The following is a 26,753-nucleotide window of genomic DNA, read 5'->3' as shown; positions in this document are numbered from 1 at the left end:
GAAAAAGGAGCCGGAAGGCTCCTTTTTGTTGTTAATGGTGATGGCCGTGACCGTGGCCTCTGCCTTTTCCGTGACCCCAGCCGCCACGGCGGTCGTCACGATCTTTCCAGCCTTCGCGGTAGCCGCGTTCGTAAGCCTTACGCTTATCCCAGCCACGGTGATAGCCGTTATCGTGTTTCCACCAGCGGTTTTGACGCCATTCATAATGGCGATGCCAGTAGTCACGGTCGCGCCAGTAGCCACCGTCCCAGTATCTGCCGTAGTCATCACGATCGCCAATTTGTAATTTAATCGATGGCAACAGGGTGATTTCGCCCGCATTGGCGACCAGCGGGGCCGAAGCCAGTAATACCGCTGCAAGAATCAGTGACCTGAACATACTCTTCTCCTTCACGATCGGGGCCGCTGTGCGACCTGTTAACGCAATTTTACGAGTTGGTAAACATTCGTTTCATCGCCTCAACTCCTAAATCATGAACGAGAGCACTTTTTGCTAAAAGTGTTTTTAATCTGAACTGGACAGGATCGTATCTATCGTCTTGAGCTCTTCTGCCGTGAACCGACAATTTTCAAGCACGCCTGCTGCATCATCAATTTGTCCGGTCTTGCTTGCGCCGATGAGCACGGATGTCACCGCATCGTGGCGCAGGATCCAGGCCAGTGCCATTTGCGACAGCTTTTGCCCCCGTTTTTCCGCCAGCGCATTCAGCTTACGTACCTTTTCCAGCTTTTTGTCGGTGATCTGTTCCGGATTAAGGAACTTACTGCCGCTTGCTGCGCGAGAATCCGCTGGGATGCCGTTCAGATAGCGATCGGTCAACTGTCCGCCCGCCAGGGGAGAGAAGGGGATACATCCCACCCCTTTTTGCTGCAACACGTCCAGCAACCCCTCTTCAGGCGCACGTTCAAACATGGAGTACTTCGGCTGGTGGATCAAACATGGCGTGCCCAGATCCTCCATTATTTCAATCGCCTGCCGTGCCATTTCTGCCGGGTAGTTGGACAGACCGATGTACAGCGCTTTGCCCTGACGCACCACATGGTCAAGCGCTTTCATGGTTTCACGTAGCGGCGTGTGTGGATCCGGGCGGTGGTGATAGAAGATATCGACATACTCCAGCCCCATACGCTTGAGGCTCTGGTCCAGGCTTGCGATCAGATATTTACGCGAGCCCCAGTCACCGTAAGGCCCGTCCCACATGGTGTAGCCCGCTTTAGTGGAGATGATCAGCTCATCGCGCCAGGGCAGGAAATCCTCCTGCAAAATGCGCCCAAAATTACGTTCGGCCGAACCAGGAGGCGGGCCGTAATTATTGGCAAGGTCAAAATGCGTAATACCCAAATTGAAAGCACGCTGTAAAAGTTGACGGCTGTTTTCGAGCAACGTCGCGTCGCCAAAATTATGCCACAGCCCCAACGAGATGGCGGGAAGCTTAAGACCGCTTTGCCCACAGCGGCGATATTGCATTGTCTGATAACGATTTTTGTCAGGCTGATAACCCATTTGTGAGACCTCTGGCGCTGGAAAGAAACATCCGTGTATACGTTTACACTAATCTTAAGAAAATGAGCATAGCGCAGCTTTTTTCGTAAAGCATTCTTTCCAGCCCCTGATTGTCGTCAATTCTGGACACGCTTCACGCTTATTTAATACTCAGAGTGAGGTCAACGTCAGAAGGACACTTATAATATGCGTACCCCCTATTGCGTCGCCGATTACCTGCTGGACCGACTAACAGATTGTGGTGCCGATCATCTGTTTGGCGTGCCGGGCGACTATAACCTGCAATTTCTCGATCACGTGATAGACAGCCCGGACATCTGCTGGGTGGGCTGTGCCAACGAACTGAACGCGTCTTACGCCGCAGACGGCTATGCCCGCTGTAAGGGCTTTGCCGCACTCCTGACGACATTCGGCGTTGGGGAGTTAAGCGCCATGAACGGTGTGGCGGGCAGCTTTGCCGAACATGTTCCCGTCCTCCATATTGTAGGGGCCCCGGGTATGGCGGCGCAGCAGCGAGGAGAGTTACTGCACCATACGTTGGGCGACGGCGAGTTCCGCCACTTCTATCATATGAGCGAACCCATCACCGTTGCGCAGGCGGTGCTTACGGAACAAAACGCCTGCTATGAAATTGACAGAGTCCTGACCACCATGCTGCGGGAGCGCCGTCCGGGCTATCTGATGCTGCCCGCCGATGTGGCGAAAAAAGCCGCTACACCTCCTGTAAGCGCTCTCACTGTTAACCCCGCACCGGCCGATTCAGCCTGCTTGCAGGCGTTCCGTGAGGCTGCCGAAAAGCGCTTGTCTACGAGCAAACGCACCGCGCTGTTAGCGGACTTCCTGGTACTCCGCCACGGTCTGCGCGCGGCCCTTCAGACGTGGGTGAAAGAGGTGCCGATGGCACACGCCACCATGCTGATGGGCAAGGGAATTTTTGACGAACGACAGAGCGGTTTTTACGGCACCTACAGCGGATCGGCGAGCGCCGCGCCGGTCAAAGAGGCCATCGAGGGTGCTGATACGGTGCTGTGCATTGGCACGCGCTTTACCGATACGCTCACTGCCGGATTTACCCACCAGCTTACGCCAGACCAGACGATAGAGGTTCAGCCTCACGCGTCCCGCGTCGGCGACGTCTGGTTTACGGGTATCCCGATGAGGGAGGCCATTGAAACGCTGACAGCGCTGTGTAAAACCTATGTTCGTGATACGCGAGCGCCATCGGATCACAGCGGCTTTTCGTTCCCGACTATTGAAGGGGCGCTGACTCAGGAGAGCTTCTGGCGTACCCTGCAAACGTTTATTCGCCCCGGAGACATTATTCTGGCTGACCAGGGGACGTCTGCTTTCGGCGCTATCGATCTGCGTTTACCGGCGGACGTGAACTTTATCGTCCAGCCGCTGTGGGGATCGATTGGCTACACGCTGGCGGCGGCGTTTGGCGCGCAAACGGCGTGTCCGAATCGACGCGTGATTGTCCTGACGGGCGACGGCGCCGCGCAGTTGACCATTCAGGAGCTGGGATCCATGCTGCGCGACAAGCAGCGCCCGATTATTCTGGTGCTTAACAACGAAGGATACACGGTGGAAAGGGCCATCCACGGGCCGGAGCAGCGCTATAACGATATTGCCCTCTGGAACTGGACGCAGATACCGCAGGCGCTGAGCCTGGCGCCTCAGGCAGAGTGCTGGCGCGTCAGCGAAGCGGAAGCGCTGGCGGAGGTGCTGGATAAAGTGGCACACCATGAGCGGCTTTCGCTGATCGAGGTCATGCTGCCGAAAGCCGATATTCCGCCGCTGCTGAGCGCGCTGACCAAAGCGCTGGAGGCGCGCAATAACGCCTGATTACCTGTCGTTTCGCCATGCCATCAGCATCGGTTTGCCCGCCAGCAGGAGCCAGGCGGGCAACATCACGATACAGAGCAGCGGCAGAAGCGTGGTATCCGGCACGACAACGGCCGCCATAAACAGGCTCAGCCACGCATCGCGCGTGACCACCAGTACCAGCCCCAGAATGGAGCAGGAGACGGTAATCGCCGCAGGGACAGCGTCAACGTGCTCATGCAGCATCAGCCCCAGCGCGACGCCAACAAATACCGCCGGGAAGATACGACCTCCCCGGAAACCACAGGCCGCCGCGACCACCAGCGCCGCCAGTTTCACCAGCGCGAACAGCAGATAATCTGAGACGCTGAAGACCTGGCTGAAGGCCAGCTGCTGCATCTCGTCCAGACCCTTAAACAGCGTAACCGTCCCGCCGATAGCGCCTAAAACGCCCAGAATAAAACCCCCCATGCCCAGAATCAGCACCGGATGCTTCAGCCTGTGCATCAGGCGATGCAGGCGAGGAAGACACCACACCGCGACCATCCCCAACGCAATGGCGATCGCGACGACGACGGCGCCGCTGAAAATATCGGTGAGTTGCATCTGGCCGTAGTGGGGAATGGAGAGTGAAAAATGGGGATGGAAAAACAGGCTGGTGGTGAGGGCTCCCGCAGCGGCGGCCATTAGCGGCGCGAAGAGTTTATCCCAAAGCGGCACCTCATGATCACTGCTGAGCGTTTGCGAAAAAATGAGCGCAGCCGCGACCGGAGTGCCAAACAGCGCCCCGATGGTGCCAGCGGAGGCCAGGATCGTCCAGTCCAGCGCGCCAACGCGCGGGAAAAGACGCGCCCCCAGAAAGACCGCCAGCGCGATATTCACCGCCATAATGGGATGTTCAGGCCCGAGGCTTACGCCGCCCGCAAGACCGATTATCAGCGCGATGATAAGCCCCGGCAGAGCCGAGGGGGAGACAGGCGCGCCAATCAAGGGTTCCAGTGCCGGGTCCGGCCCGGCATGGCCCGGGCTATAGCGGATCACCAGCCCTACGGCAATCCCGGTCAGGGTCAGCATCACCATGATCCAGCCCGGCGAGTCAATGCTGATGCCGAGTTTTACCGGAAGCGCGGTCCATAAAATCGTTTGCAGCACCGCCGCCACTTTCATGACGACGATGAGCACCAGGCTCGACGCCACGCCAATAATCAGCGCCGGGACAGCCAATAACAGCATGGTTCTGGCTCGCGGATGGAGCATGATGATTTCCTTGTACAAAACGGCTTAACGTTACTTTGCACAATCAGCATTGTGGCAATAGTGCAAAAGGTGCTGAAACGGTAAAGTTATTATGTGACGAAGATCGATAATCCATGGGCAGTCACCTTCTGGTCGTTGTTGTTATCACGCCTTGAATTTACAGTGTCCCAAAGATTTATTCTGACTTTAGCGGAGCAGTAGAAGAATGACAAAGTATGCTTTGGTAGGTGATGTAGGCGGCACCAACGCGCGCCTTGCCCTGTGCGATGTGAACAGCGGTGAAATTTCTCAGGCGAAAACCTATTCAGGGCTGGATTACCCAAGCCTGGAAGCGGTGGTTCGCGTCTATCTGGAAGAGCATAAAGTGAGCGTTGAAGACGGTTGTATCGCCATCGCCTGTCCGATCACCGGCGACTGGGTGGCGATGACCAACCACACGTGGGCCTTCTCAATTGCCGAAATGCGGAAAAACCTCGGCTTCTCGCACCTTGAAATTATCAACGACTTCACTGCGGTTTCCATGGCTATCCCAATGCTTAAACCAGAGCATCTGATTCAGTTCGGCGGTACGGCCCCGGTTGAAGGCAAACCGATTGCCGTTTACGGCGCGGGAACCGGTCTGGGGGTGGCGCACCTGGTCCACGTCGACAAACGCTGGGTCAGCCTGCCGGGCGAGGGCGGTCACGTGGATTTTGCGCCGAACAGCGAAGAAGAGGGCATTATTCTTGAGGAGCTACGCGCCGAGATTGGTCACGTGTCGGCCGAGCGGGTGCTTTCTGGTCCGGGTCTGGTGAACCTGTATCGGGCGATTGTCAAATCAGACGGTCGTCTGCCGGAAAATCTGCAACCGAAAGATGTGACCGAACGCGCGCTGGCCGACAGCTGTATTGACTGCCGCCGTGCTTTGTCGCTGTTCTGCGTCATCATGGGGCGTTTTGGCGGCAACCTGGCGCTGAACCTTGGCACCTTTGGCGGGGTCTATATTGCGGGCGGGATCGTGCCGCGCTTCCTCGATTTCTTTACCGCCTCCGGCTTCCGTGGCGGCTTCGAAGACAAAGGCCGCTTCAGGAGCTATGTCCAGGACATTCCTGTTTACCTGATTGTCCACGACAACCCAGGCTTACTGGGATCCGGCGCGCATCTGCGTCAGGTTCTTGGTCAGATCCTCTGACGCTCATTTCCCTCTCCTGCGGGAGAGGGAACGTGCTACAGGTGCATGAGCTGGCGGAACTCTTTCACTCTGCTGCGGCTTACCGGCACCTGAAAATCCAGATCCTTCAGCCGCAATATATAGGTGTTGTTAAACCAGGGTTCGATTTCGCGGATCTTGTTCAGGTTGACGCAGAACGAGCGGTGGCAGCGGAAGAAGTGGGCGGCCGGGAGTTTATTGCAGAATTCGGTGATGTTCATCGCCATGACGTAGGATTCACGCCGCGTATAGACAAATGTCATTTTTTCATGCGCTTCGGCATAGTAAATATCGTCGACAGGCGTGACGATGATCCGTTCGTCCTTCACCAGATTAATCGTGTCGTTTTCCCGCGCTGCCGGGCTGGCACTGGCGGGTAAGGACTGCTGCTGCCACGCGGCTTCCAGCTTATGCAGCATGCTGATAATACGCGACTCCTGGTACGGCTTTAGAATATAGTCAAACGCCTCAAGCTCGAAGGCCTCCACGGCATGCTCTTTCCACGCGGTGACAAACACAATAAACGGCTTGTGGGCGAACTGATTGATATTTTGCGCCAGCAGGACGCCGTCCAGCGACGGAATATTAATATCGAGGAATATCGCGTCGACCCGGTTATGCTGTAAAAATTTCAGCACGTCCAGACCATCCTCAAAACAGCCAACAATCTCCATCTGGCTGTGGGTTTTGATAAGCCAGCTCAACTCCTGTTGAGCCAGAAATTCATCTTCTACGATGATGACTTTCATCTGTTACTCCGGCCTACGGCAACAAGGATATGGGGGCATTCACGGGCGTTCGCTCATTCGGAACATAAAAGGCAATTTCGGTGCCCGGCTCAAGGCGGTGAATATGCAGCCCGTCACCGTACAGCAGTTTGACCCGGTGATGCACATTCAGCAGTCCGATCTTGTTGCCCGGCATTTCGTTTGATTTGACGCGTTCGATAACTTTCGGATCGATGCCGTGCCCGGTATCGCGCACGGCGATACGCACGCGGTTACCGCTTTCCGTTACGCTAATTGTTACCACGCCTTTGCCTTTACACGGCTGAATACCGTGAACAATGGCGTTTTCCACCAGAGGCTGGATCAGCAGGCTTGGGATCACGCAGTTGACCTCTTCATCAATATCGTAAATGACCGTCAGCTTATCGCCAAAGCGAGCCTGCTCGATCGCGATGTAATCCTTGATTTGATACAGCTCTTTTTTGATGTCGATCTGCTCGTCGTCTTTTAGCTCAATGTTGTAGCGAAGATAGCGCGACAGATTAAATATCAGCTGCCGCGCGGTGTCCGGATTCAGACGGATGGAAGAGGAGATAGCGTTCAGCGCGTTAAACAGAAAATGGGGATTGATCTTGCTTTGCAGGGCGCGCAGCTCTGCCTTATTTGCCATCTCGCGCAGCTGCTCTGCACGCGAAACCTCTAGTTGAGTGGAGATGATCTGCGACAGGCCAATCGCCATCTCCTGGAGCGAGGAGGTGATTTGGTGCGCATGACAGTAGTAAATTTTCAGCGTCCCCGTGACCACGCCTTTTTCCCACAGCGGGATCACCAGCATTGAGTGGATCTCTGGCGTCCGGTGGGCTTCGTCATTGTTTTTAATGATGATTTTTCCGTAGTTAATCGCCTGTCTGGTGGTTGGGCTGATGGTGTCGTCGCTGTCGCGATAATTGTGCTCACCGACGCCAACGTAAGCCAGCACGTGATCAATATTGGTGATAGCGACCGCATCGGCATGAATATCACGGCGGATGATATCGCAAACCTGACGTAAAGATTCGGCGTTAACGTGCCGGAAAAGCGGCAGCGTCTTGTTGGCGATATCCAGCGCCAGCTTGGCCTGACGCGCGGCGCTGGCCTCTTTTTCACCTTCCACGCTTTGCACCAGCAGCACGATAAAACCGATACAGACGCTCCCGAGGATCATCGGAATACCGATCTTCGAGACGATATCCAGCCCCAGCGCAACGGTTGGCGCCCAGACGATGACCAGGATCATGGTCAGCGTTTCGCAGACCATCCCCGCGATAATCCCCGCACGCCAGTGCTGCTTTTTCGGGATTTTGCGGTTAATCCAGCCCGAGAGCAGCCCGGCAATAATGCTGGTGATAAAGCAGGGAACTGCCGTCACGCCGCCAATATCAATCAGGTATCGATGGGTGCCAGCGATAATGCCTGTGATAATCCCGACCCAGGGACCAAAGAGGATCCCGCCCGACATGACGGCGATGATGCGCACGTTCACCAGCGAGCCTTCTACCGGCACCCCGGACCAGGTGCTGAACAGGGCAAACATCGAAAAGATAAACGTGACGGCCAGCAGCTCTTTTGGCGAATGGGCAGATTTATGCAACAGTTCGCGGAACAAGCGGATGCGGATAAGGAAAAAGAGACAGATCAGCATTAATGCCGCGCGGTCGAACACCGCGAGGAGCATATTGAAGATTTCGTGCACGGTCAGGCCTGGGAAAACGGGAAAAATCTATGATAGAAAACATAGGGCCTGATGACCAGCTATCCATCAGATTTATCAAATGGGGAAAAACCATAATTCTCAAAGGGGATTGCTGGCTTTTGACTGAAAGCCGGCGCTTTTCCGTTTGGGGAGAAACGTCAGGTAACGATACTGAAAATATTGTGTTAAATTGTAGCGCTTAAAACTGCCTGTTCGCGATAAGAGTTCCGCTTTTCACTGCAATCGCATTCCCGTTTTAGCGCAAAATATTGTTTTGCCGTTATCCTCTCGACAGCGTCTTTTTCTTCGGGTTATTTTCTAAGCACGCCACACGGGTGGCAGCGTCGCTCGGACGGTCCGGGCGCTAACGTGACTCTGAGGAATTTATGGCTGAATTCAGTCCTGAACGCCGTTTTACGCGTATCGATCGTCTCCCCCCTTATGTTTTCAATATCACTGCTGAACTGAAAATGGCTGCGCGTCGGCGCGGCGAAGACATTATCGATTTCAGTATGGGTAACCCTGACGGCCCAACGCCGCCGCACATTGTTGAGAAACTCTGCACGGTTGCCCAGCGTCCCGATACCCATGGGTATTCCACCTCACGCGGCATTCCACGCTTACGTCGGGCGATCTCCCGCTGGTATCAGGATCGTTATCAGGTCGATATCGATCCTGAAAGTGAAGCGATTGTGACCATTGGCTCCAAAGAGGGGCTGGCCCACCTGATGCTGGCGACGCTGGATCACGGCGATACCGTACTGGTGCCGAATCCGAGCTACCCGATTCACATCTATGGGGCGGTGATTGCCGGGGCGCAGGTGCGTTCTGTCCCGCTGGTGGAAGGCGTCGACTTCTTTAACGAGCTGGAACGGGCGATTCGTGAAAGCTATCCGAAGCCGAAAATGATGATCCTCGGTTTCCCGTCAAACCCAACGGCACAATGCGTTGAACTCGAATTCTTCGAGAAAGTGGTCGCGCTGGCTAAGCGTTACGACGTGCTGGTGGTACACGATCTCGCCTACGCCGATATCGTTTATGATGGCTGGAAAGCGCCGTCAATTATGCAGGTACCGGGTGCCCGTGATGTGGCGGTTGAGTTTTTCACCCTGTCGAAAAGCTACAACATGGCGGGCTGGCGAATTGGTTTTATGGTGGGAAACAAAACGCTGGTGAGTGCCCTGGCGCGTATTAAAAGCTACCATGACTATGGCACCTTTACGCCGTTACAGGTTGCGGCCATCGCGGCGCTGGAAGGGGATCAGCAGTGCGTGCTCGATATTGCCGCTCAGTACAAACGCCGCCGAGATGTGCTGGTAAAAGGGCTTCATGAAGCAGGCTGGATGGTGGAAATGCCTAAAGCCTCCATGTACGTCTGGGCGAAAATCCCCGAGCCGTATGCGGCGATGGGTTCTCTGGAATTTGCCAAAAAACTGCTTCAGGATGCGAAGGTTTGCGTCTCTCCAGGCATTGGCTTTGGTGACTACGGTGACACGCATGTGCGTTTCGCGCTGATTGAAAACAGCGACCGTATCCGTCAGGCAGTGCGGGGCATTAAAAGCATGTTCCGTGCGGATGGCCTGCTTGCAGCGAAGAGCGTTGCGGAACAACCCGAGTCGTAACGGAAACCAAAAAAAACAGGCGCCAACGGCGCCTGTTTTTTTGACTGCATTTTCTTAACTAGATCATCAGAGCAAACGTTCCGGCCCAAACTAAAACAATAACCGAAATGCCCATAAAGAAATATTTCACGTTTCATCGCTCCGCGTATCTTCCGGTACGCATTAAAAAAACAGAGTCCAACTGAGTATAGAGAGTTGAAATCATGCGAAAGGGGAAATCGGAATTATCCCGTTACGTCGCTAACTTCAGCTCTGAATTCTGTGCTTTCCTGTCGCCAGACGGCGCTAATGTACGCCTAAATTTCAGGAGTGACAAGAGGCATTTTTTTAAATAATTTCCTACACTTACGAGTGTCGTGGAACGGCGACAGTTTGATTTCGGTACGCAATAAATGCCTGTTGAGCGACGGTCGAAAAAAGCCGTTACGCACTGTGATTACAGGTGTTTGAAAAGGTTAGTTTCTTAGCGAAACTAACCTTCGAAAGGGGTCAGATATAGAGTGAGGCTTCGCCAAGGGGACGGGTTTTAAAGCGGCGGTGCATCCACAGATACTGCTCAGGCGCACGCATAATCTCAAACTCAATCACCTTATTGATAAAGGTCGCGGCTTCACTCTCATCTTCAGGATAGTTCGCCATCTCTGGGGAGATATGCAGACGATAGCCTGACTTATCCGCTTTTCTGACCATGGTCACCGTCAACATCGCGGCGCCTGAGAGACGTGAAATCACAAAGGTACCGTTCGTCGTAGCGACATCTTTAACCGCAAAGAAAGGGGCAAAGCTGCTGCCTTTAGGACCGTAGTCCTGATCCGGGGCAAACCAGACTGCTTCACCTTTTTTCAGGGCGCCAACCATACCGCGCAAATTGTTACGGCTGATCATCGCCTTATTTGAACGCATGCGGCCCCGCGTTTGTACCCATTCCATCAGCGCGCTGTTATGCGGGCGATAGGTTGCCATCATCGGCTGACAAAGGCCCATAACGCGGCCACCCAGCTCAAGCGACATAAAATGCACACCCACAACCATCACGCCGCGGTTTTGCATCTGGGCACGTTTCAGGTTATCCAGACCTTCCACGTCAAACCATTTACGGACACGCTCGTCTGGCCAGAACCAGGCCATACCGGTTTCAAGCAGCGCCATACCGATAGATTTAAAGTTTTCCGCAATCAGCGTTTCGCGCTGCTGCGCATTGTAATACGGAAAGCAAAGTTCGAGATTTTTTCGGGCAATGGACTCACGACGCTTAAGGAAGTGACGCGATGCGCTGCCGAGCTTCGAACCCAGGAAACGGATCACGGGATAAGGAAGTTGAACCAGCAGCCAAAGTACGCCAAGGCCAAACCACGTAAACCAGTAGCGCGGGTGCAGAAACGCCCGCTGAAATTTGGATTGAGACAAAATAGTGGAACCTATGAAAAGCCTGTGAAGGTAGCGCAGACTTCGCGATACCACGTGCCATTAAGACCGTAGGACGAGGTCATGGTTGCAGGCTTTACCGTTCTTTACGACGTTGCCTGGCCATTGCTGACTTGGGTGGGCGGCATAATGTAGCACCGTTATACATTATGAGCTATCACTCGTTTTTGTTTAAAAAAGCGGCAATTGCGGAGTGGTTTGATTTTGCTATTGTTAAATCTGCGTTCCCGCATGCCTCCTGAAGGTGCAGACCATGGAAACCTACCTGCAAACGGTGAAAGAAGAGTGGGTGAAGCTAATTAATGAAACCGATCCCGATGTGCATCGGCTTGCGACTGAGCTTGCCAGAGACAACGCAACGCCCCTGGTCGCTGAATTCTATCGTGTTGTGCTGGCAGATCCGTCGGCAGCTGAATTCCTGACCACCGAACAGGTGGAGAGGCAGCTTCAGGAGGCGCTTCGTCGCTGGCTTATTGATGTGCTCTCATGCCGTGTGGAGCAGGTTGAAGAGCAGATGCGGGCGCAGCAGCGCGCTGCGGATGTTCATGCCCGTATTGGTATTTCGGTTGATTTAGTTGAAATGGGCTTCCGTGTTCTGAAAAAGCTGCTGTTACCTGTCATTACTACCAGCGCCCATTCGCCTGAGGTGAAGCTGCATATTTATCACTACGCGATTAACAGTATCGATCTGGCCATGGAAGTGATGTCGCGGGCCTATGTATTTAGCGAGAACAATGCGGCGAAAGAGGACGAAAATTACCGCATCTTTTCCTTAATGGAGAACGCAGAAGAGGAGAAGGAGAGACAGACCGCGGCGCTGCTGTCATGGGAAATGGTGCTTCTGTATAAGATCACGCTTAATTCCAGTATCGGCAACAGTCTGCCGCTGGGGCAGTCTGAATTTGGACTGTGGTTTAGCCATAAAGGTCGGCACTATTTCAGCGGGATCGCTGAGGCCGGTCATATCTCTCGTCTGATTCAGGAATTCGATGACCTTTTTAACGAGGTCCGTCTTTCAGGGCAGGGTCTGAGTGATAAAGCGCAGCGGGATAAATTCTTGCAGCGAATGCGTAATACGCTCTCGCAAATCATCACGCTTTTGCGCGAACTGTTTGACGAAGTGTCGCGACACGAGGTGGGGGTTGATGTCCTGACCCGCCTGTTGAATCGCCGTTTCCTGCCAACCATCTTCAAACGCGAAATCCTGCACGCCACCCGGGCGGGAACAAAGCTCTCGACGCTGCTGATTGACGTCGACAAATTTAAACAAATCAACGATACCTGGGGGCACAATACCGGGGACGAGATCCTGCGAAAAGTCTCCGGCGCGTTCTACGACAACGTGCGAACCTGTGATTACGTTTTTCGCTACGGCGGCGATGAATTTCTGATTGTGCTAACGGAAATCTCAGAGGTGGACGCGCTGCGAATCGCCGAGCGTATCCGCAGGCGGGTGGAAAAAATCAAGGTTAACTCCCCAACCGGCGATATTATCCCGCTCTCCCTCTCGATAGGCGTGGCGATGTTCAACGGGCATCCCGATTACGAGCGATTGATTCAGGCGGCGGATGAAGCTTTATACGGCGCGAAACGGCGTGGCCGAAACTGCGTGGAGCTTTGGAAGGGGGCGTAAGGAAATACAGAAGTGTCCCCTGCAGGAATCGAACCTGCAACTAGCCCTTAGGAGGGGCTCGTTATATCCATTTAACTAAGGGGACGAAGCGGCAAGAGTATAGCGTTATTTACACTTTTCGTTAAGCGCATTGCCGCCTGACTGGTCAAAGAGTCACCGTTCACGCCGATTTTTCGGCAGTTTTATCCTTTTTTTCCTGAGCCTTAAGCTCGGCCTTACGCTTGTTGGACATGTCGTTACGGATTTGCGCATGGCTCAACAGCGCAAAGATAAAGGTCCCGCCACAAATGTTGCCTGCGAGGGTTGGCAGGGCGAACGGCCAGAAAAAGTCGCTCCAGTGGAGTGTGCCGTTAAATACCAGATAAAGGATTTCAACGGTTCCGACAACAATGTGCGTGGTATCGGCGAGTGCGATAAGCCAGGTCATCAGGATAATCACCACGATTTTCGCGCTGCCCGCTGAGGGGAACATCCACACCATAGTGGCGATGATCCAGCCGGAAATTATGGCATTAGAGAACATTTCAACCGGCGTGTTTTTCATCACATCCATGCCAATTTTCACAAATGCGTCGCGGGTCGGTTCATCAAATATTGGCATATACTCGAACGCCCAGGCGGCTATACCCGTACCGATGAGGTTCCCCAGCAGCACTACGCTCCACAGGCGCATCAGTAAACCGAAATTACCGAGGGTCGGATTTTGCATGACGGGCAGTACGGCAGTGACGGTATTCTCCGTAAAAAGCTGCTGTCTCGCCATAATGACGATAATAAAGCCGAACGTGTAGCCTAAATTTTCCAGCAAAAACCCGCCCGGTACGCCTTCCAGCTGAACGTGAAATATCCCTTTGGCGAGCAAAGAGGCGCCCATTGACAGACCGGCTGCAATGGCTGACCACAGCAGGGCCATCGCGTCGCGCTCCATCTCTTTTTCCCCGTCCTGGCGAATATGCTCATGAATAGCCATGGCGCGTGACGGCAGGCGATCTTCATCGACTTCTATCTCTTCTCCCCGGTCTTTCTCCTCACTTTCAATCTCAAGTTCTTCATTGTTCTCGCCAATTTTTTCTTCGTTAATGTCTTTCATAACAGCTCCTTCGGGGTAATTGCTCATTTAAGCGTAGCGGCTTTTAGCGCCTTGCCCGTGGGGATGCTCTTAAATTGCTGTAAATGGCAATAAAGGTGAGACATCTCTTTCAAAGCCAATATAAAATTGCCAGCGAAACGAATTCTGAAAGACAGGCTATGCTGAAATTAGCGTGATGACGCGAGCGGGTCGTCATTGTCCTCGTAGACATCGGTAAGCGTGCTGTTACAATCACTTGCACGTTTCAGGCGGAGCATCACCGGCTCCGTCACAGATGGCATTCAACGATAGCCATATTGAACAGGGAGAAATTTATGAAGCTTCGGCTGTCGGCGCTTGCGCTGGGCGTAACAATGCTTGTGGGCTGCGCCAGCTCTGGCGAGCAAACGGGACGCTCCGATCCTCTCGAAGGATTTAACCGTTCAATGTACAGCTTTAACTATAATGTGCTGGATCCGTATCTGGTTCGTCCGGTTGCCGTGGCATGGCGTGACTACGTTCCGCAGCCGGCGCGTAACGGGCTGAGCAACTTTACCAGTAACCTGGAAGAGCCAGCGGTTATGGTCAACTACTTCCTCCAGGGCGACCCGTATCAGGGGATGGTGCATTTCACCCGCTTCTTCCTGAACTCCCTGCTGGGTATGGGCGGCTTAATTGATGTCGCGGGCATGGCGAACCCGAAATTACAGCGTGAACAGCCGCACCGTTTCGGCAGCACGCTGGGGCATTATGGCGTAGGTTATGGGCCGTATGTGCACCTGCCATTCTACGGCAGCTTTACCGTGCGTGATGATGGCGGCGACATGGTGGATACGTTGTATCCGGTGCTGTCATGGCTCACCTGGCCGCTGTCGATTGGTAAATGGACCGTGGAAGGAATTGAAACACGTGCGCAACTGCTGGACTCTGACGGTCTGCTGCGTCAGTCTTCCGATCCGTACATCATGGTCCGCGAGGCCTACTTCCAGAACCATGACTTTATTGCCAACGGCGGTAAGCTGAAGCCGGAAGATAATCCGAACGCGAAAGCCATCGAGAACGAATTAAAAGATATCGATTCGGAATAAATAAAAAAGGTGAGCAATGCTCACCTTTTTTAATCGTGTTGGGATTAGAACGCGTAGTTGAAGTTGGTACCAAACAGCCAGGCTTTACCTTCAGAGGTAAACTCGTAAGGGCCTTCCTGGAAGGTCACTTTCTGTCCATGCATGTACGACACGCCCGCGTCGATAGAGGCATTCTCGTTGAACGCGTAGGTTGCCCCCGCACTCACCCAGAAACGGTCCTGATCCGGAATGGAGATAGAACGCTTATCTGCCGGTACCGGGCTGTCATCAAATGCCACGCCAGTACGGAACGTCCAGTTGTCATCCATATAATAGGTCGTACCAAGTGCGATACGGTAAGCATCGTGGAAGCTTTCGTCTTTATAGAACAGCGTCTGGCCGTTGCTGCCGGTGGCTTTCAGCTCCTGGAACTGGCTCCAGCTGGTATACGCGAGGCTATAGTGAATAGCCCACTGCGGCGCAACGCGGTTATAACCTGACACTTCCCACATTTCTGGCAGATGCAGTGACAGTGAACCCGGTACGGTTTGATTCGAGGTACCCCATGGAATGGTGGTGCCTGCGCCCGGTACCATACCGTTGACTGGGCTCAGGATGCCGCTTTTGTAATCGCCATCGAAGTCAATCTTCACTTCTGAGCGGTAGGTCAGACCCCAGCGGTTGTTTTTATCCAGTTCATACAGGATACCGGCGTTCCAGCCGTAGCCCCATTCATCGCCTTTCAGGCTGGCAATTTTATTGCTGTTTTTCGGCAGCGCAGCAGTTTGCTCCCCGGAATAACGCTCGATTTTTGCATCAGCGTAGACAGCATCAAAGCCCAGACCAAAGCTCCAGTTATCGTTCAGACGATATGCGCCGCTCAGGTTAAGGTTCAGGGTCGTCAGGTCGGTTTTACCGCCGTATTCCCCGGCCGGATAGTTGTTATTGAACTCCGTTGCCAGGCCATAGTTAGAGGTGACAGAGGCACCCCAACCAAACTGTTCATTGATTGGCGCAACAAAGTGCAGGTTAGGCACCCACGCGGTCGGCGCAATGTTATCCGCCTTCAGATCTGCGCCGGTGAATTGAGATTTGCCAGAAATATTGACATCAGGATCGATGTAAACCGCACCGGCAGAGAAGGTAGGGCGATCAAACATCATGATCAGCGCCGGGTTACGGCTCGCGTTGCCTGCGTCATCGGCAATCGCACCTTCCCCGGAATACGCACGGCCAAGGCCAGAGGAAGAAAATTCGTTTAACTGGAAGCCCGCTGACCAGGCGGACGTTGAGACGATTGCCACTGCAACTGCTAAAGCAGTTTGTTTGAACAGGGTTTTCTGGCTCATGACCATAACCTCATTGAGTTATTTTTATTCAATAATTGTTACATACCGTAACAGGAGCGCGAAGTGTAGGGTCTGAGGTATGACTTACAAATCAGACCAGTGGCGAGAGTATAGGTCTGACCAGCTGGGATGTTGCAAGTTTGTTTATTAATATTTTCAGATATGTTTCTTGAAACGAGATCTGGTTGGCAAAATTGTGACCAGTGCGATTCCTCTGAAAAGGGGAATTTTGTTTTAGATCATTTTTTAGTGTGATATTGCTCACTTATCCGATTTTGCGCCATTAACGGCTGGAGGGGGCTCGTCCGGGGGCGTAAAATAGACGCATCGTGTTTATCTCGCGCCCTGCGCGAATACAGAGGAAATTGAGCTATGAGTAAATGCAGTGCTGATGAAACCCCGGTTTGCTGCTGTATGGATGTTGGCACCATTATGGACAACACCGATTGCACCGCCTCTTACAGCCGCGTATTCCCTAACCGTGCTGAAGCGGAAGAGACGCTGGCCGCGCTGAGCCAGCGCGCGCGTGAAGTCGAATCCGATCCGTGTGAAATCAAATCCACCTTCACGGAAGTAGAAGGCGGCGTGCAGCTGGATATCGACTTTGTGTTCGCCTGCGAAGCAGAAACGCTGATCTTCCAGTTAGGCCTGCGTTAATACTTTTTGCACGGGCCTATGATCGTGTAGGCCGGGTAAGGCAACGCCGCAACCCGGCAACAAATCTCACAAATGCCTCTGCTATGCAGGGGCATTTTCTTTTTCTTCTCTGTGCCTTAGCTCGCAATTTTTCGTTTCCCCGATTGGCTCAATGTAAAAAAATAGTTAAGACTATTATCAGGTCAGACCACTTAATGTGCGCGCAAAATTTTTTTACAGGGGAGTGTTATGAGTCAGGCATTACCGCTTATCACCCGACACGGTGACCGCATTGCCATTATCAGCGGGTTACGTACGCCGTTTGCGCGTCAGGCAACCGCGTTTCACGGTATACCGGCTGTCGATCTGGGAAAAATGGTGGTGGGGGAGATGCTGGCTCGCAGCGAGATCCCGCCAGAGGTTATTGAGCAACTGGTTTTCGGCCAGGTGGTGCAGATGCCGGAAGCACCCAATATCGCGCGTGAAATCGTGCTGGGTACCGGCATGAATGTTCATACCGACGCCTACAGCGTCAGCCGCGCCTGCGCCACCAGTTTCCAGGCGGTGGCGAACGTGGCGGAAAGCCTGATGGCGGGGACCATTCGCGCGGGGATCGCCGGCGGCGCGGATTCCTCCTCCGTGCTGCCCATCGGCGTCAGCAAACAGCTGGCCCGCATCCTCGTGGATGCTAACAAAGCTCGCACTACCGGTGCAAAGCTTAAACTCTTCTCGCGTTTACGCCTGCGCGACCTCATGCCCGTGCCACCTGCCGTTGCTGAATATTCCACCGGCCTGCGTATGGGCGACACTGCCGAGCAGATGGCAAAAACCTACGGTATTACCCGCGAACAGCAGGATGCACTGGCGCATCGCTCGCATCAGCTCGCTGCGAAGGCCTGGTCGGAAGGCAAACTTGCCGACGAGGTGATGACGGCTTACATCCCGCCTTTCCGCGAACCGCTGGTGGAAGATAACAATATCCGTGGCACCTCGGCGCTGGAGGATTACGCAAAACTGCGCCCGGCGTTTGATCGTAAACATGGCACCGTTACGGCGGCCAACAGTACGCCACTGACGGACGGTGCCGCCGCCGTGATCCTGATGACGGAATCCCGGGCGAAAGAGCTTGGCATCACACCGCTGGGTTATTTGCGTAGCTACGCCTTTACCGCCATTGATGTCTGGCAGGACATGCTGCTCGGTCCGGCCTGGTCCACGCCCCTGGCGCTGGAGCGTGCGGGGTTGACGCTGGCTGACTTAACCCTGATCGATATGCACGAAGCCTTTGCCGCACAAACCCTGGCAAACATTCAGCTGCTGGCAAGCGAGCGCTTCGCGCGCGATGTACTGGGCCGCGCCCACGCGACCGGCGAAGTGGATCAGAGTAAGTTTAACGTGCTTGGCGGATCCATCGCCTACGGCCATCCATTTGCGGCGACCGGCGCGAGAATGATAACCCAGACTTTGCACGAGCTGCGTCGCCGCGGCGGCGGTTTTGGTCTCGTTACCGCCTGTGCGGCGGGCGGCCTGGGTGCAGCAATGGTTCTGGAGGCTGAATAATGGAAACGACATCTGCATTTAACCTGGCTGTTCGCCTTGATAACGTGGCTGTTATCACCATTGATGTACCCGACGAAAAGATGAACACCCTGAAGGCCGAGTTCGGCGTTCAGGTGCGTGCGATGCTCAGACAGATCCGCGAAAACAAAGCGATACGTGGCCTGGTATTTATCTCGGCAAAGCCGGATAACTTTATTGCCGGGGCCGATATCAACATGATTGCCCGGGCGAAAAGCGCTCAGGAAGCAGAAGACCTGGCGCGTCAGGGGCAGCAGGTAATGGCGGAGATCCATGCGCTGTCGATACCCGTTGTCGCTGCGATCCACGGGGCCTGCCTGGGCGGTGGGCTTGAGCTGGCGCTGGCCTGTCACAGCCGCATTTGTACCGACGATGCGAAAACGGTACTCGGACTGCCGGAGGTACAGCTTGGATTGCTGCCCGGTTCAGGTGGCACGCAGCGCCTGCCGCGTCTGGTGGGCGTCAGTACGGCGCTGGAGATGATTTTAACCGGTAAACAGCTGCGCGCCCGTCAGGCGTTAAAGGCGGGTCTGGTTGATGAGGTCGTTCCGCACGCCATCTTGCTTGAGGCCGCCGTTGAGCGGGCGCTGAAAGGTCGTCAGGCGAAACGCCCTCTGCCGGTGCGCGAGCGTATCCTCGCCGGGCCGCTGGGGCGCACGCTGCTGTTCAATATGGTGGGTAAAAAAACCGAGCAAAAAACCAAAGGGAACTATCCGGCAGCGACGCGCATTCTGAAGGTGATTGAAACCGGTTTATCGCAGGGTAGCAGCAGCGGTTATGCTGCGGAAGCGAAAGCCTTTGGCGAGCTGGCGATGACGCCGCAGTCGCAGGCGCTGCGCGGCATTTTCTTTGCCAGCACGGAGGTTAAAAAAGATCCGGGCAGTGAAGCTGAACCGGCTCCGCTGCGCGCCATTGGCGTTCTGGGTGGTGGGCTGATGGGCGGCGGCATCGCATTTGTCACCGCCAGCAAAGGCAAATTGCCCGTACGTATCAAAGATATCAACCCTAAGGGTATCAACCACGCGTTGCAGTACAGCTGGCAGAACCTTGATCGCAAAGTGAAACGCCGCCATATCAAGGCCAGTGAGCGCGATAAAACCCTCGCGATGATCACTGGCGCCACCGACTACAGTGGGTTTGCACACCGCGATCTGGTGATTGAAGCCGTGTTCGAAGATCTGGCCCTTAAGCAGCAGATGGTGGCGGACGTTGAACAGCACTGCGCGCCGCACACCATTTTCGCGTCAAACACCTCGTCTTTGCCGATCGGCGACATCGCGGCGAAAGCCGTGCGCCCGGAGAAGGTAATAGGGCTGCACTATTTCAGCCCTGTCGAAAAAATGCCGCTGGTGGAGGTTATCCCGCATGCCACAACCAGCCCGCAAACTATTGCCACCGTGGTGAAACTGGCGAAAAAACAGGGCAAAACCCCGATTGTGGTCGCGGACAAAGCCGGCTTCTACGTCAACCGCATTCTGGCGCCGTACATTAACGAAGCGATGCGGTTGCTGACGGAAGGGGAGAAAATTGAGCACGTCGATGACGCTCTGGTGAAGTTTGGTTTCCCCGTCGGCCCAATCCAACTTTTGGATGAGGTAGGAATTGATACGGGGACTAAAATTATCCCTGTGCTGGAAGCGGCTTATGGCGATCGTTTTGCGCCGCCTGCAAACTTTGTTTCTGCAATTTTGAAGGACGATCGCAAAGGCAGAAAAAATGAACGCGGTTTCTATCTTTACGCCGCGAAAGGGCGTAAAAGCAAGAAACAGGTCGACCCTTCGGTTTATGCGCTTATTCCTGTCACGGGTCAGGCAAAATTGTCGGCGGTTCAGTGTGCTGAGCGCTGCGTAATGATGATGCTCAATGAAGCGGCGCGCTGCTTTGGTGAGCAGGTGATCAAGAGCGCACGCGACGGCGACATCGGCGCCGTGTTTGGTATCGGTTTTCCGCCATTCCTTGGCGGTCCGTTCCGGTATATGGATACCCTCGGGGCGGGTGAAGTGGTTGCGATTCTGCAACGTCTGGCCTCGCAATATGGTCCACGGTTTACACCTTGTGACGAATTATTGCAGATGGCGGAACGGGGTCAGACATTCTGGCCCGTAAGGGAAACTGATTGCGTAAACTGAAGTCAAAGAAGGGTAAATCCTGAGGTGATGGAACCTGTTCTGGCGAAATTGTAAACAGAGATTGACTATACTTACGCCATTGAGGTAAAAAACAGCGTTTCATTCACCGAATGGATCAGGCACAATGCCCGGCCATCGGGTTTTCTACCTCAGAGCATTAATCGCGGGTAGTTAACGCCGGTGATTCTGGTTAACAAAAGCGGTGCAATATGCAAGTTTTTATCATGCGTCACGGCGACGCGGCACTCGATGCCGCCAGTGACTCAGTACGTCCTTTAACCGTCTGTGGCTGCGACGAATCCCGTCAGATGGCAACATGGCTTAAAGGTCAAAAAGTGGACATTGAACGCGTTCTGGTGAGTCCGTTCCTGCGGGCAGAACAGACGCTGGATGTGGTAGGGGAGTGTATGAACCTGCCATCCAGTGTGGATGTGCTCCCTGAACTCACGCCGTGTGGCGATGTTGGCCTTGTCAGTGCTTACCTTCAGGCGCTGTGCAATGAAGGTGTCGCTTCCGCACTGGTCATTTCCCACCTGCCGCTGGTCGGCTATCTGGTATCTGAGCTGTGCCCGGGCGAAACGCCACCGATGTTCACTACGTCCGCCATTGCCAACGTCACCCTCGACGAAACCGGCAAAGGGGTCTTTAACTGGCAAATGAGTCCGTGCAACCTGAAGATGGCAAAAGCCATCTGACGTGACGTGCGATATGGCGGGGTGCAGCGTGCCTCCCGCCATCCTGTCAGGGCAACTCTGGCGGCTGCCACTCCTCCACTTCAATCAATACCAGCAATGCGGCATCTCCGCCGTACTCTTTGGGTGCCTGATGAAACGCCATCACGTGCGGGTGCTGAGCCAGCCACAGCGGTGTCTGTTGCTTAAGAATATGTTTGCCGTGGCCGTGCATTACGCAGGTGCAAAAAACATGCTCGCGACGACATGCCGCGATCAACGCCCCCAGCTCCTGTTTCGCCTGCATCTGGGTCAACCCATGCAGATCGAGGAACAGCTCCGGCGAGTAATCTCCCCGGCGTAATTTTTTCAGTTCAAAATGGCTGACGTCTTCGCGCACGTATTTCACCGCACCCTGAGTATTGAGCAGCGGCTGAAACTCATCTGAAAAATAGTGGCTGTTATCGGCCTGCTCCTGGAGCAGACGTTTGACCGGAACCTCGCTGACTTTTTTACGCTGCGGGCGATGGACAATGGTGTCGTGCGTGATTTGACGCGTCCCGGTCATCAGCTGGCGGAAGAGAGCCTGATCCTCCTCGCTGAGCGATGTTTTCTTTTTCATTCGTCATTCTCATCTCGTATTTCCGATAGTGTACCCGACTAAACGCATTTTTTAACCTCAAGCGACACGCGTCATTGCTGATTTATCGCCGTCTTCATGGCAAACTAGCCGCCGAAAATTATGCGAGCATGCCCTGGAGGAAAGAGTGGATAAAATTTTTGTCGATGAAGCAGTAAACGAGCTGCATACCATACAGGACATGTTGCGCTGGTCGGTTAGCCGCTTCAGCGCCGCCAATATCTGGTACGGCCACGGTACGGATAACCCGTGGGATGAGGCCGTTCAGCTGGTGCTGCCGTCTCTCTATCTGCCACTGGATATTCCGGAAGACATGCGCACCGCGCGCCTGACCTCCAGCGAAAAACACCGCATCGTTGAGCGCGTGATCCGTCGCGTGAACGAGCGCATTCCGGTGGCTTACCTGACCAACAAAGCCTGGTTCTGCGGCCATGAGTTCTATGTTGATGAACGCGTGCTGGTGCCGCGCTCGCCGATTGGCGAGCTGATCAACAACCACTTTGACGGCCTGATTAACCATCAGCCGCAGCACATTCTTGATATGTGCACCGGCAGCGGCTGCATCGCCATTGCCTGCGCGTACGCCTTCCCGGAAGCGGAAGTGGACGCCGTCGATATCTCCACCGACGCGCTGGCCGTCACCGAACACAACATTGAAGAGCACGGGCTGATTCATCACGTCACGCCTATCCGCTCTGACCTGTTCCGCGACCTGCCGACGCTGCAATACGACCTGATCGTCACTAATCCGCCGTACGTGGATGCAGAAGACATGTCCGACCTGCCGAACGAGTACCGTCACGAGCCGGAGCTGGGTCTGGCGTCCGGCTCTGACGGGCTGAAGCTGACCCGCCGCATCCTGGCGTGCGCGCCGGATTATCTGACCGACGACGGCATTCTGATTTGTGAAGTGGGCAACAGCATGGTACATCTGATAGAGCAGTACCCGGATGTGCCGTTCACCTGGCTTGAGTTCGACAACGGCGGTGACGGCGTCTTCATGCTGACCAAGGCGCAGCTGCTTGATGCACGCGAATACTTCAGCATTTACAAAGATTAATCCAGCGGGCTTCGGCCCGTTTCACAACGCTCAAACACAAACAACAACATCGGAGCCGTGATGGCAGGAAACAGTATTGGACAGGTATTCCGTGTGACCACCTTTGGCGAGTCGCACGGTCTGGCACTGGGTTGTATCGTTGATGGCGTCCCGCCAGGCATCGAACTGACCGAAGCCGATTTACAGCATGACCTTGACCGTCGGCGTCCGGGTACCTCTCGCTACACCACGCAGCGTCGCGAGCCGGACCAGGTCAAAATTCTCTCCGGCGTATTTGAAGGCCGTACCACCGGGACCAGCATTGGTCTGCTGATTGAAAACACCGATCAGCGTTCTCAGGACTACGGCGCGATTAAAGACGTCTTCCGTCCGGGCCACGCTGATTACACCTACGAACAAAAATATGGCTTTCGCGACTATCGCGGCGGCGGACGTTCTTCCGCACGTGAAACCGCGATGCGCGTGGCGGCAGGGGCGATTGCCAAAAAATATCTCCAGCAGAAATTCGGCATCGTTATCCGCGGCTGTCTGACCCAGATGGGCGACATTCCGCTGGCTATCAAAGACTGGGAGCAGGTAGAACTTAACCCGTTCTTCTGCGCCGATGCCGACAAGCTGGACGCGCTGGATGAGCTGATGCGTGGCCTGAAAAAAGAGGGCGATTCCATTGGTGCGAAAGTCACCGTGGTGGCCGATGGCGTGCCGGCTGGCTGGGGCGAGCCGGTATTTGACCGCCTTGACGCCGACATCGCCCACGCGCTGATGAGCATCAACGCGGTGAAAGGCGTTGAAATCGGCGACGGTTTTGACGTGGTTAAGCTTCGCGGCAGCCAGAACCGCGACGAAATCACGAAGGCGGGTTTCCAGAGCAACCATGCGGGCGGCATTCTGGGCGGCATCAGCAGCGGGCAGCAAATTATTGCCAATATCGCGCTGAAGCCCACGTCCAGCATTACCGTGCCGGGCCACACGATTAACCGCGCTGGCGATGAAGTTGAGATGATCACCAAAGGGCGTCACGATCCGTGCGTGGGGATCCGCGCGGTACCGATCGCAGAAGCGATGCTGGCGATCGTGCTGATGGATCACTTCCTGCGCCAGCGCGCGCAGAATGCGGATGTGACGACCACCATTCCACGCTGGTAACTATGAAAAAAACCGCAATCGCTCTGCTGGCGCTGCTGGTCAGTGGAGCAAGCCTGGCCGCTACGCCGTGGCAGAAAATCACCCATCCGGTAGCGGGGAGCGCGCAGTCCATTGGCGCTTTCTCCAACGGGTGTATCGTCGGCGCGCAGGAACTTCCGCTGCAATCGGATACCTATCAGGTGATGCGCACCGACCAGCGCCGTTATTTCGGCCATCCTGACCTGGTGCTTTTTATTCAGCGTCTTGGCAACCAGGTGCATAATCTGGGGCTGGGCACGATGCTGATTGGCGATATGGGGATGCCTGCCGGTGGCCGCTTTAACGGCGGTCACGCCAGCCACCAGACCGGACTGGATGTGGATATCTTCCTGCAATTGCCGAAAACGCGCTGGAGCTCAGCGCAACTGCTGAAACCGCAGGCGCTGGATCTGGTCTCGGCCGACGGTAAACGTGTCGTCGCCTCGCGATGGTCGCCGGAAATTTCCAGCATGATTAAGCTGGCGGCAAAGGATAACGACGTCACGCGGATCTTTGTTAATCCGGCCATCAAGCAGCAGCTTTGCCTGGATGCGGGAACGGATCGCGACTGGTTGCGTAAAGTGCGCCCGTGGTTCCAGCATCGTGCCCATATGCATGTTCGCCTGCGCTGCCCGGCGAACAGCCTGGAATGTGAAGATCAGCCGCTGCCACCGCCTGGCGATGGTTGTGGTTACGAACTGCAAAGCTGGTTTGAACCAGCCAAGCCTGGAACCTCTAAGCCTGAGAAGAAGACACCGCCTCCGTTGCCGCCTTCCTGCCAGGCGCTACTGGATGAGCATGTGCTTTAATGGATAATTTCGTCGACCTGTTCATGGTGTCACCGCTGCTGCTGGCGGTGCTCTTTTTTGTTGCAATGTTAGCCGGATTTATCGATGCCCTGGCGGGCGGCGGCGGGTTGCTCACCGTTCCGGCGTTGCTGGCGGCAGGCATGAGCCCTGCCCAGGCGCTTGCCACCAACAAACTCCAGGCATGCGGCGGTTCGCTCTCCTCGTCGCTCTATTTCATTCGGCGTAAAGTTGTGAATCTCGCCGATCAGAAGCTCAATATCCTGATGACGTTTATTGGCTCAACGGCGGGCGCGCTGCTGGTCCAGCACGTACAGTCCGACATTCTGCGCCAGATCCTGCCGCTGCTGGTTATCTGTATCGGCCTCTATTTCTTACTCATGCCAAAGCTCGGGGAAGAAGATCGACAGCGTCGCCTTCACGGCCTGCCGTTTGCGCTGATCGCCGGTGGCTGCGTCGGTTTTTACGATGGCTTCTTTGGCCCGGGGGCAGGCTCGTTTTACGCGCTGGCATTCGTGACGCTGGCCGGGTTCAACCTCGCCAAATCCACCGCCCACGCCAAAGTCCTCAACGCGACCTCCAACGTTGGCGGTCTGCTGCTGTTTATCATTGGCGGCAAGGTTATCTGGGCAACCGGGTTTGTGATGATGGCAGGGCAGTTTTTGGGCGCGCGCGCAGGCTCGCGTCTGGTATTAAGCAAAGGGCAAAAGCTGATCCGCCCGATGATTGTTGTCGTCTCGGCGGTGATGAGCGCCAAACTTCTTTATGACAGCCATGGACAGGAGATCCTCACCTGGTTGGGGATGAACTAATGAACAGTACGCATAACTACGAACAGCTGATTGAGATCTTCGATAGCTGTTTTGCTGATGATTTTAATACCCGTCTGATTAAAGGCGACGACGAACCGATCTATCTTCCAGCTGATGACGAGGTTCCGTATAACCGCATCATCTTTGCCCACGGCTTTTACGCCAGCGGTTTGCACGAAATTTCGCACTGGTGTATCGCCGGGAAAGCGCGTCGCGAGCTGGTGGACTTTGGTTACTGGTACTGCCCGGACGGGCGCGACGCCGCCACCCAGGGGCAGTTTGAAGATGTGGAGGTGAAACCCCAGGCGCTGGAATGGCTGTTCTGCGTGGCGGCGGGTTTCCCGTTCAACGTGAGCTGTGACAACCTCGAAGGCGACTTCGAGCCAGACCGTATCGTCTTCCAGCGCCGCGTTCATGCGCAGGTGATGGAATATCTTGAGAAAGGCATCCCGGCACGTCCGGCACGCCTGATCGAGGCTTTACAGAATTATTACCACACGCCGGAGATCACGGCGGAACGCTTCCCGTGGCCGGAAGATCTTTAACAGAGGAAAGAAGATGATCGCAGAATTTGAATCACGCATTCTGGCGTTAATTGATGACATGGTGGAACACGCCAGTGATGATGAGCTGTTCGCCAGCGGTTATCTGCGTGGTCACCTGACGCTGGCGGTAGCCGCGCTGGAAGCCGGGGACGATCACTCTGCCGACGCCGTTCACGCGGAAGTCACTCGCAGCCTGGAAAACGCTATTCAGGCCGGGGAACTCTCTCCGCGCGACCAGTCTTTAGTGCTGGGCATGTGGGATAATTTGTTCCAGCAGGCGAAAGCGAAGTAAGTGTATCACCGCCCTCTCCCA

The 26,753-nt window shown here is 54.9% G+C and carries 25 protein-coding genes and 1 tRNA gene; 15 read left to right on the top strand and 11 right to left on the bottom strand.

Translation table 11 applies throughout. The features are described from left to right. Positions 1-31: 31 nt before the first annotated feature. Positions 32-379 (bottom strand): DUF2502 domain-containing protein YpeC, encoded by a 348-nt coding sequence (gene ypeC / locus ACOTX4_RS08265; protein WP_003861345.1) that lies wholly within the window; start codon positions 377-379, stop codon positions 32-34. A gap of 126 nt (positions 380-505) precedes the next feature. Further along, the gene (mgrA, locus tag ACOTX4_RS08260; protein ID WP_022651552.1) at positions 506-1,504 is read right to left on the bottom strand and encodes an L-glyceraldehyde 3-phosphate reductase; all 999 of its coding nucleotides are present in this window, start codon (positions 1,502-1,504) and stop codon (positions 506-508) included. Positions 1,505-1,690: 186 nt separating this feature from the next. Between mgrA and ipdC the strand changes: the two genes are divergently transcribed. Then, a complete protein-coding gene (gene ipdC / locus ACOTX4_RS08255; RefSeq protein WP_022651551.1) occupies positions 1,691-3,349 on the top strand; it encodes an indolepyruvate decarboxylase in 1,659 nt (552 codons plus the stop codon). On the opposite strand, the gene ACOTX4_RS08250 is transcribed toward ipdC, so the two are convergent. Continuing rightward, a complete protein-coding gene (locus ACOTX4_RS08250) occupies positions 3,350-4,585 on the bottom strand; it encodes an ion channel protein (RefSeq protein ID WP_003861350.1) in 1,236 nt (411 codons plus the stop codon). Positions 4,586-4,790: 205 nt separating this feature from the next. Here ACOTX4_RS08250 and glk point away from each other — a divergent pair, with 205 nt between their 5' ends. Beyond that, positions 4,791-5,756 (top strand): glucokinase, encoded by a 966-nt coding sequence (gene glk / locus ACOTX4_RS08245; protein WP_003861352.1) that lies wholly within the window; start codon positions 4,791-4,793, stop codon positions 5,754-5,756. A 35-nt stretch (positions 5,757-5,791) separates the two neighbouring features. On the opposite strand, the gene ACOTX4_RS08240 is transcribed toward glk, so the two are convergent. Together ACOTX4_RS08240 and ACOTX4_RS08235 are read right to left on the bottom strand one after the other, a co-directional pair. Next, complete coding sequence (locus tag ACOTX4_RS08240) at positions 5,792-6,523, bottom strand: LytR/AlgR family response regulator transcription factor (RefSeq protein WP_003861354.1); 732 nt, start codon at positions 6,521-6,523, stop codon at positions 5,792-5,794. A gap of 13 nt (positions 6,524-6,536) precedes the next feature. Beyond that, positions 6,537-8,234 (bottom strand): sensor histidine kinase, encoded by a 1,698-nt coding sequence (locus tag ACOTX4_RS08235; protein WP_003861356.1) that lies wholly within the window; start codon positions 8,232-8,234, stop codon positions 6,537-6,539. Positions 8,235-8,620: 386 nt separating this feature from the next. Here ACOTX4_RS08235 and alaC point away from each other — a divergent pair, with 386 nt between their 5' ends. Further along, positions 8,621-9,856 (top strand): alanine transaminase, encoded by a 1,236-nt coding sequence (gene alaC, locus ACOTX4_RS08230; RefSeq protein WP_017383460.1) that lies wholly within the window; start codon positions 8,621-8,623, stop codon positions 9,854-9,856. Positions 9,857-9,914: 58 nt separating this feature from the next. Here the strand turns inward: alaC and ypdK are convergent, their stop codons facing one another. Both ypdK and lpxP read right to left on the bottom strand, forming a co-directional pair. Then, the gene (ypdK, locus tag ACOTX4_RS08225) at positions 9,915-9,986 is read right to left on the bottom strand and encodes a membrane protein YpdK (RefSeq protein ID WP_099458937.1); all 72 of its coding nucleotides are present in this window, start codon (positions 9,984-9,986) and stop codon (positions 9,915-9,917) included. 359 nt (positions 9,987-10,345) lie between these two features. After that, positions 10,346-11,266, bottom strand: coding sequence for a kdo(2)-lipid IV(A) palmitoleoyltransferase (lpxP, locus tag ACOTX4_RS08220; protein ID WP_096888913.1), 921 nt, complete (start codon positions 11,264-11,266; stop codon positions 10,346-10,348). Between the two features lie 268 nt (positions 11,267-11,534). Here lpxP and ACOTX4_RS08215 point away from each other — a divergent pair, with 268 nt between their 5' ends. Beyond that, the gene (locus tag ACOTX4_RS08215; RefSeq protein WP_003861362.1) at positions 11,535-12,914 is read left to right on the top strand and encodes a diguanylate cyclase; all 1,380 of its coding nucleotides are present in this window, start codon (positions 11,535-11,537) and stop codon (positions 12,912-12,914) included. Between the two features lie 13 nt (positions 12,915-12,927). Here the strand turns inward: ACOTX4_RS08215 and ACOTX4_RS08210 are convergent. Both ACOTX4_RS08210 and ACOTX4_RS08205 read right to left on the bottom strand, forming a co-directional pair. Continuing rightward, a tRNA-Arg gene (locus ACOTX4_RS08210) sits at positions 12,928-12,999 on the bottom strand. Positions 13,000-13,074: 75 nt separating this feature from the next. Next, positions 13,075-14,004, bottom strand: coding sequence for a formate/nitrite transporter family protein (locus ACOTX4_RS08205; protein WP_003861364.1), 930 nt, complete (start codon positions 14,002-14,004; stop codon positions 13,075-13,077). Between the two features lie 314 nt (positions 14,005-14,318). Here ACOTX4_RS08205 and mlaA point away from each other — a divergent pair, with 314 nt between their 5' ends. After that, complete coding sequence (mlaA, locus tag ACOTX4_RS08200; protein WP_003861365.1) at positions 14,319-15,071, top strand: phospholipid-binding lipoprotein MlaA; 753 nt, start codon at positions 14,319-14,321, stop codon at positions 15,069-15,071. Between the two features lie 44 nt (positions 15,072-15,115). Here mlaA and fadL read toward each other — a convergent pair whose 3' ends face one another. After that, positions 15,116-16,399, bottom strand: a complete 1,284-nt coding sequence (fadL, locus tag ACOTX4_RS08195; protein ID WP_003861367.1) for a long-chain fatty acid transporter FadL — start codon at positions 16,397-16,399, stop codon at positions 15,116-15,118. Positions 16,400-16,771: 372 nt separating this feature from the next. Here fadL and ACOTX4_RS08190 point away from each other — a divergent pair, with 372 nt between their 5' ends. The 4 genes from ACOTX4_RS08190 to sixA all read left to right on the top strand — a co-directional run bounded on the left by ACOTX4_RS08190 (position 16,772) and on the right by sixA (position 21,437). Then, positions 16,772-17,056: a YfcZ/YiiS family protein gene (locus ACOTX4_RS08190; RefSeq protein WP_003861368.1), complete on the top strand. Its 285-nt coding sequence runs from the start codon at positions 16,772-16,774 to the stop codon at positions 17,054-17,056. A 228-nt stretch (positions 17,057-17,284) separates the two neighbouring features. Next, entirely contained in the window at positions 17,285-18,595 is a 1,311-nt protein-coding gene (gene fadI / locus ACOTX4_RS08185) for an acetyl-CoA C-acyltransferase FadI (protein WP_045331042.1), read from the top strand. Next, positions 18,595-20,742: a fatty acid oxidation complex subunit alpha FadJ gene (gene fadJ / locus ACOTX4_RS08180; protein WP_032609762.1), complete on the top strand. Its 2,148-nt coding sequence runs from the start codon at positions 18,595-18,597 to the stop codon at positions 20,740-20,742. The genes fadI and fadJ overlap by 1 nt, the downstream gene beginning before the upstream one ends. A gap of 209 nt (positions 20,743-20,951) precedes the next feature. Beyond that, entirely contained in the window at positions 20,952-21,437 is a 486-nt protein-coding gene (sixA, locus tag ACOTX4_RS08175) for a phosphohistidine phosphatase SixA (RefSeq protein ID WP_003861375.1), read from the top strand. A gap of 46 nt (positions 21,438-21,483) precedes the next feature. Here the strand turns inward: sixA and smrB are convergent, their stop codons facing one another. After that, positions 21,484-22,035 (bottom strand): endonuclease SmrB, encoded by a 552-nt coding sequence (gene smrB, locus ACOTX4_RS08170; protein WP_022651546.1) that lies wholly within the window; start codon positions 22,033-22,035, stop codon positions 21,484-21,486. Positions 22,036-22,180: 145 nt separating this feature from the next. Between smrB and prmB the strand changes: the two genes are divergently transcribed. Genes prmB through ACOTX4_RS08140 form a run of 6 tightly spaced genes read left to right on the top strand, consistent with a single transcriptional unit; the run spans position 22,181 to position 26,732 of the window. Further along, complete coding sequence (gene prmB, locus ACOTX4_RS08165; protein WP_045331045.1) at positions 22,181-23,113, top strand: 50S ribosomal protein L3 N(5)-glutamine methyltransferase; 933 nt, start codon at positions 22,181-22,183, stop codon at positions 23,111-23,113. A 60-nt stretch (positions 23,114-23,173) separates the two neighbouring features. Further along, positions 23,174-24,259, top strand: coding sequence for a chorismate synthase (gene aroC, locus ACOTX4_RS08160; protein ID WP_023314595.1), 1,086 nt, complete (start codon positions 23,174-23,176; stop codon positions 24,257-24,259). A 2-nt stretch (positions 24,260-24,261) separates the two neighbouring features. After that, the gene (gene mepA / locus ACOTX4_RS08155) at positions 24,262-25,086 is read left to right on the top strand and encodes a penicillin-insensitive murein endopeptidase (RefSeq protein ID WP_023325006.1); all 825 of its coding nucleotides are present in this window, start codon (positions 24,262-24,264) and stop codon (positions 25,084-25,086) included. Beyond that, complete coding sequence (locus ACOTX4_RS08150; RefSeq protein WP_003861386.1) at positions 25,086-25,895, top strand: sulfite exporter TauE/SafE family protein; 810 nt, start codon at positions 25,086-25,088, stop codon at positions 25,893-25,895. The genes mepA and ACOTX4_RS08150 overlap by 1 nt, the downstream gene beginning before the upstream one ends. After that, positions 25,895-26,440, top strand: a complete 546-nt coding sequence (locus ACOTX4_RS08145) for an elongation factor P hydroxylase (RefSeq protein ID WP_023314593.1) — start codon at positions 25,895-25,897, stop codon at positions 26,438-26,440. The genes ACOTX4_RS08150 and ACOTX4_RS08145 overlap by 1 nt, the downstream gene beginning before the upstream one ends. Before the next feature lie 13 nt (positions 26,441-26,453). Beyond that, positions 26,454-26,732: a YfcL family protein gene (locus tag ACOTX4_RS08140; RefSeq protein WP_003861391.1), complete on the top strand. Its 279-nt coding sequence runs from the start codon at positions 26,454-26,456 to the stop codon at positions 26,730-26,732. Positions 26,733-26,753: the final 21 nt, after the last annotated feature.

The organism is Enterobacter cloacae complex sp. IR5459 (genome assembly GCF_049238005.1).
Taxonomy (GTDB): domain Bacteria; phylum Pseudomonadota; class Gammaproteobacteria; order Enterobacterales; family Enterobacteriaceae; genus Enterobacter; species Enterobacter hormaechei_C.
This window is presented reverse-complemented; position numbering and strand designations above follow the sequence as displayed.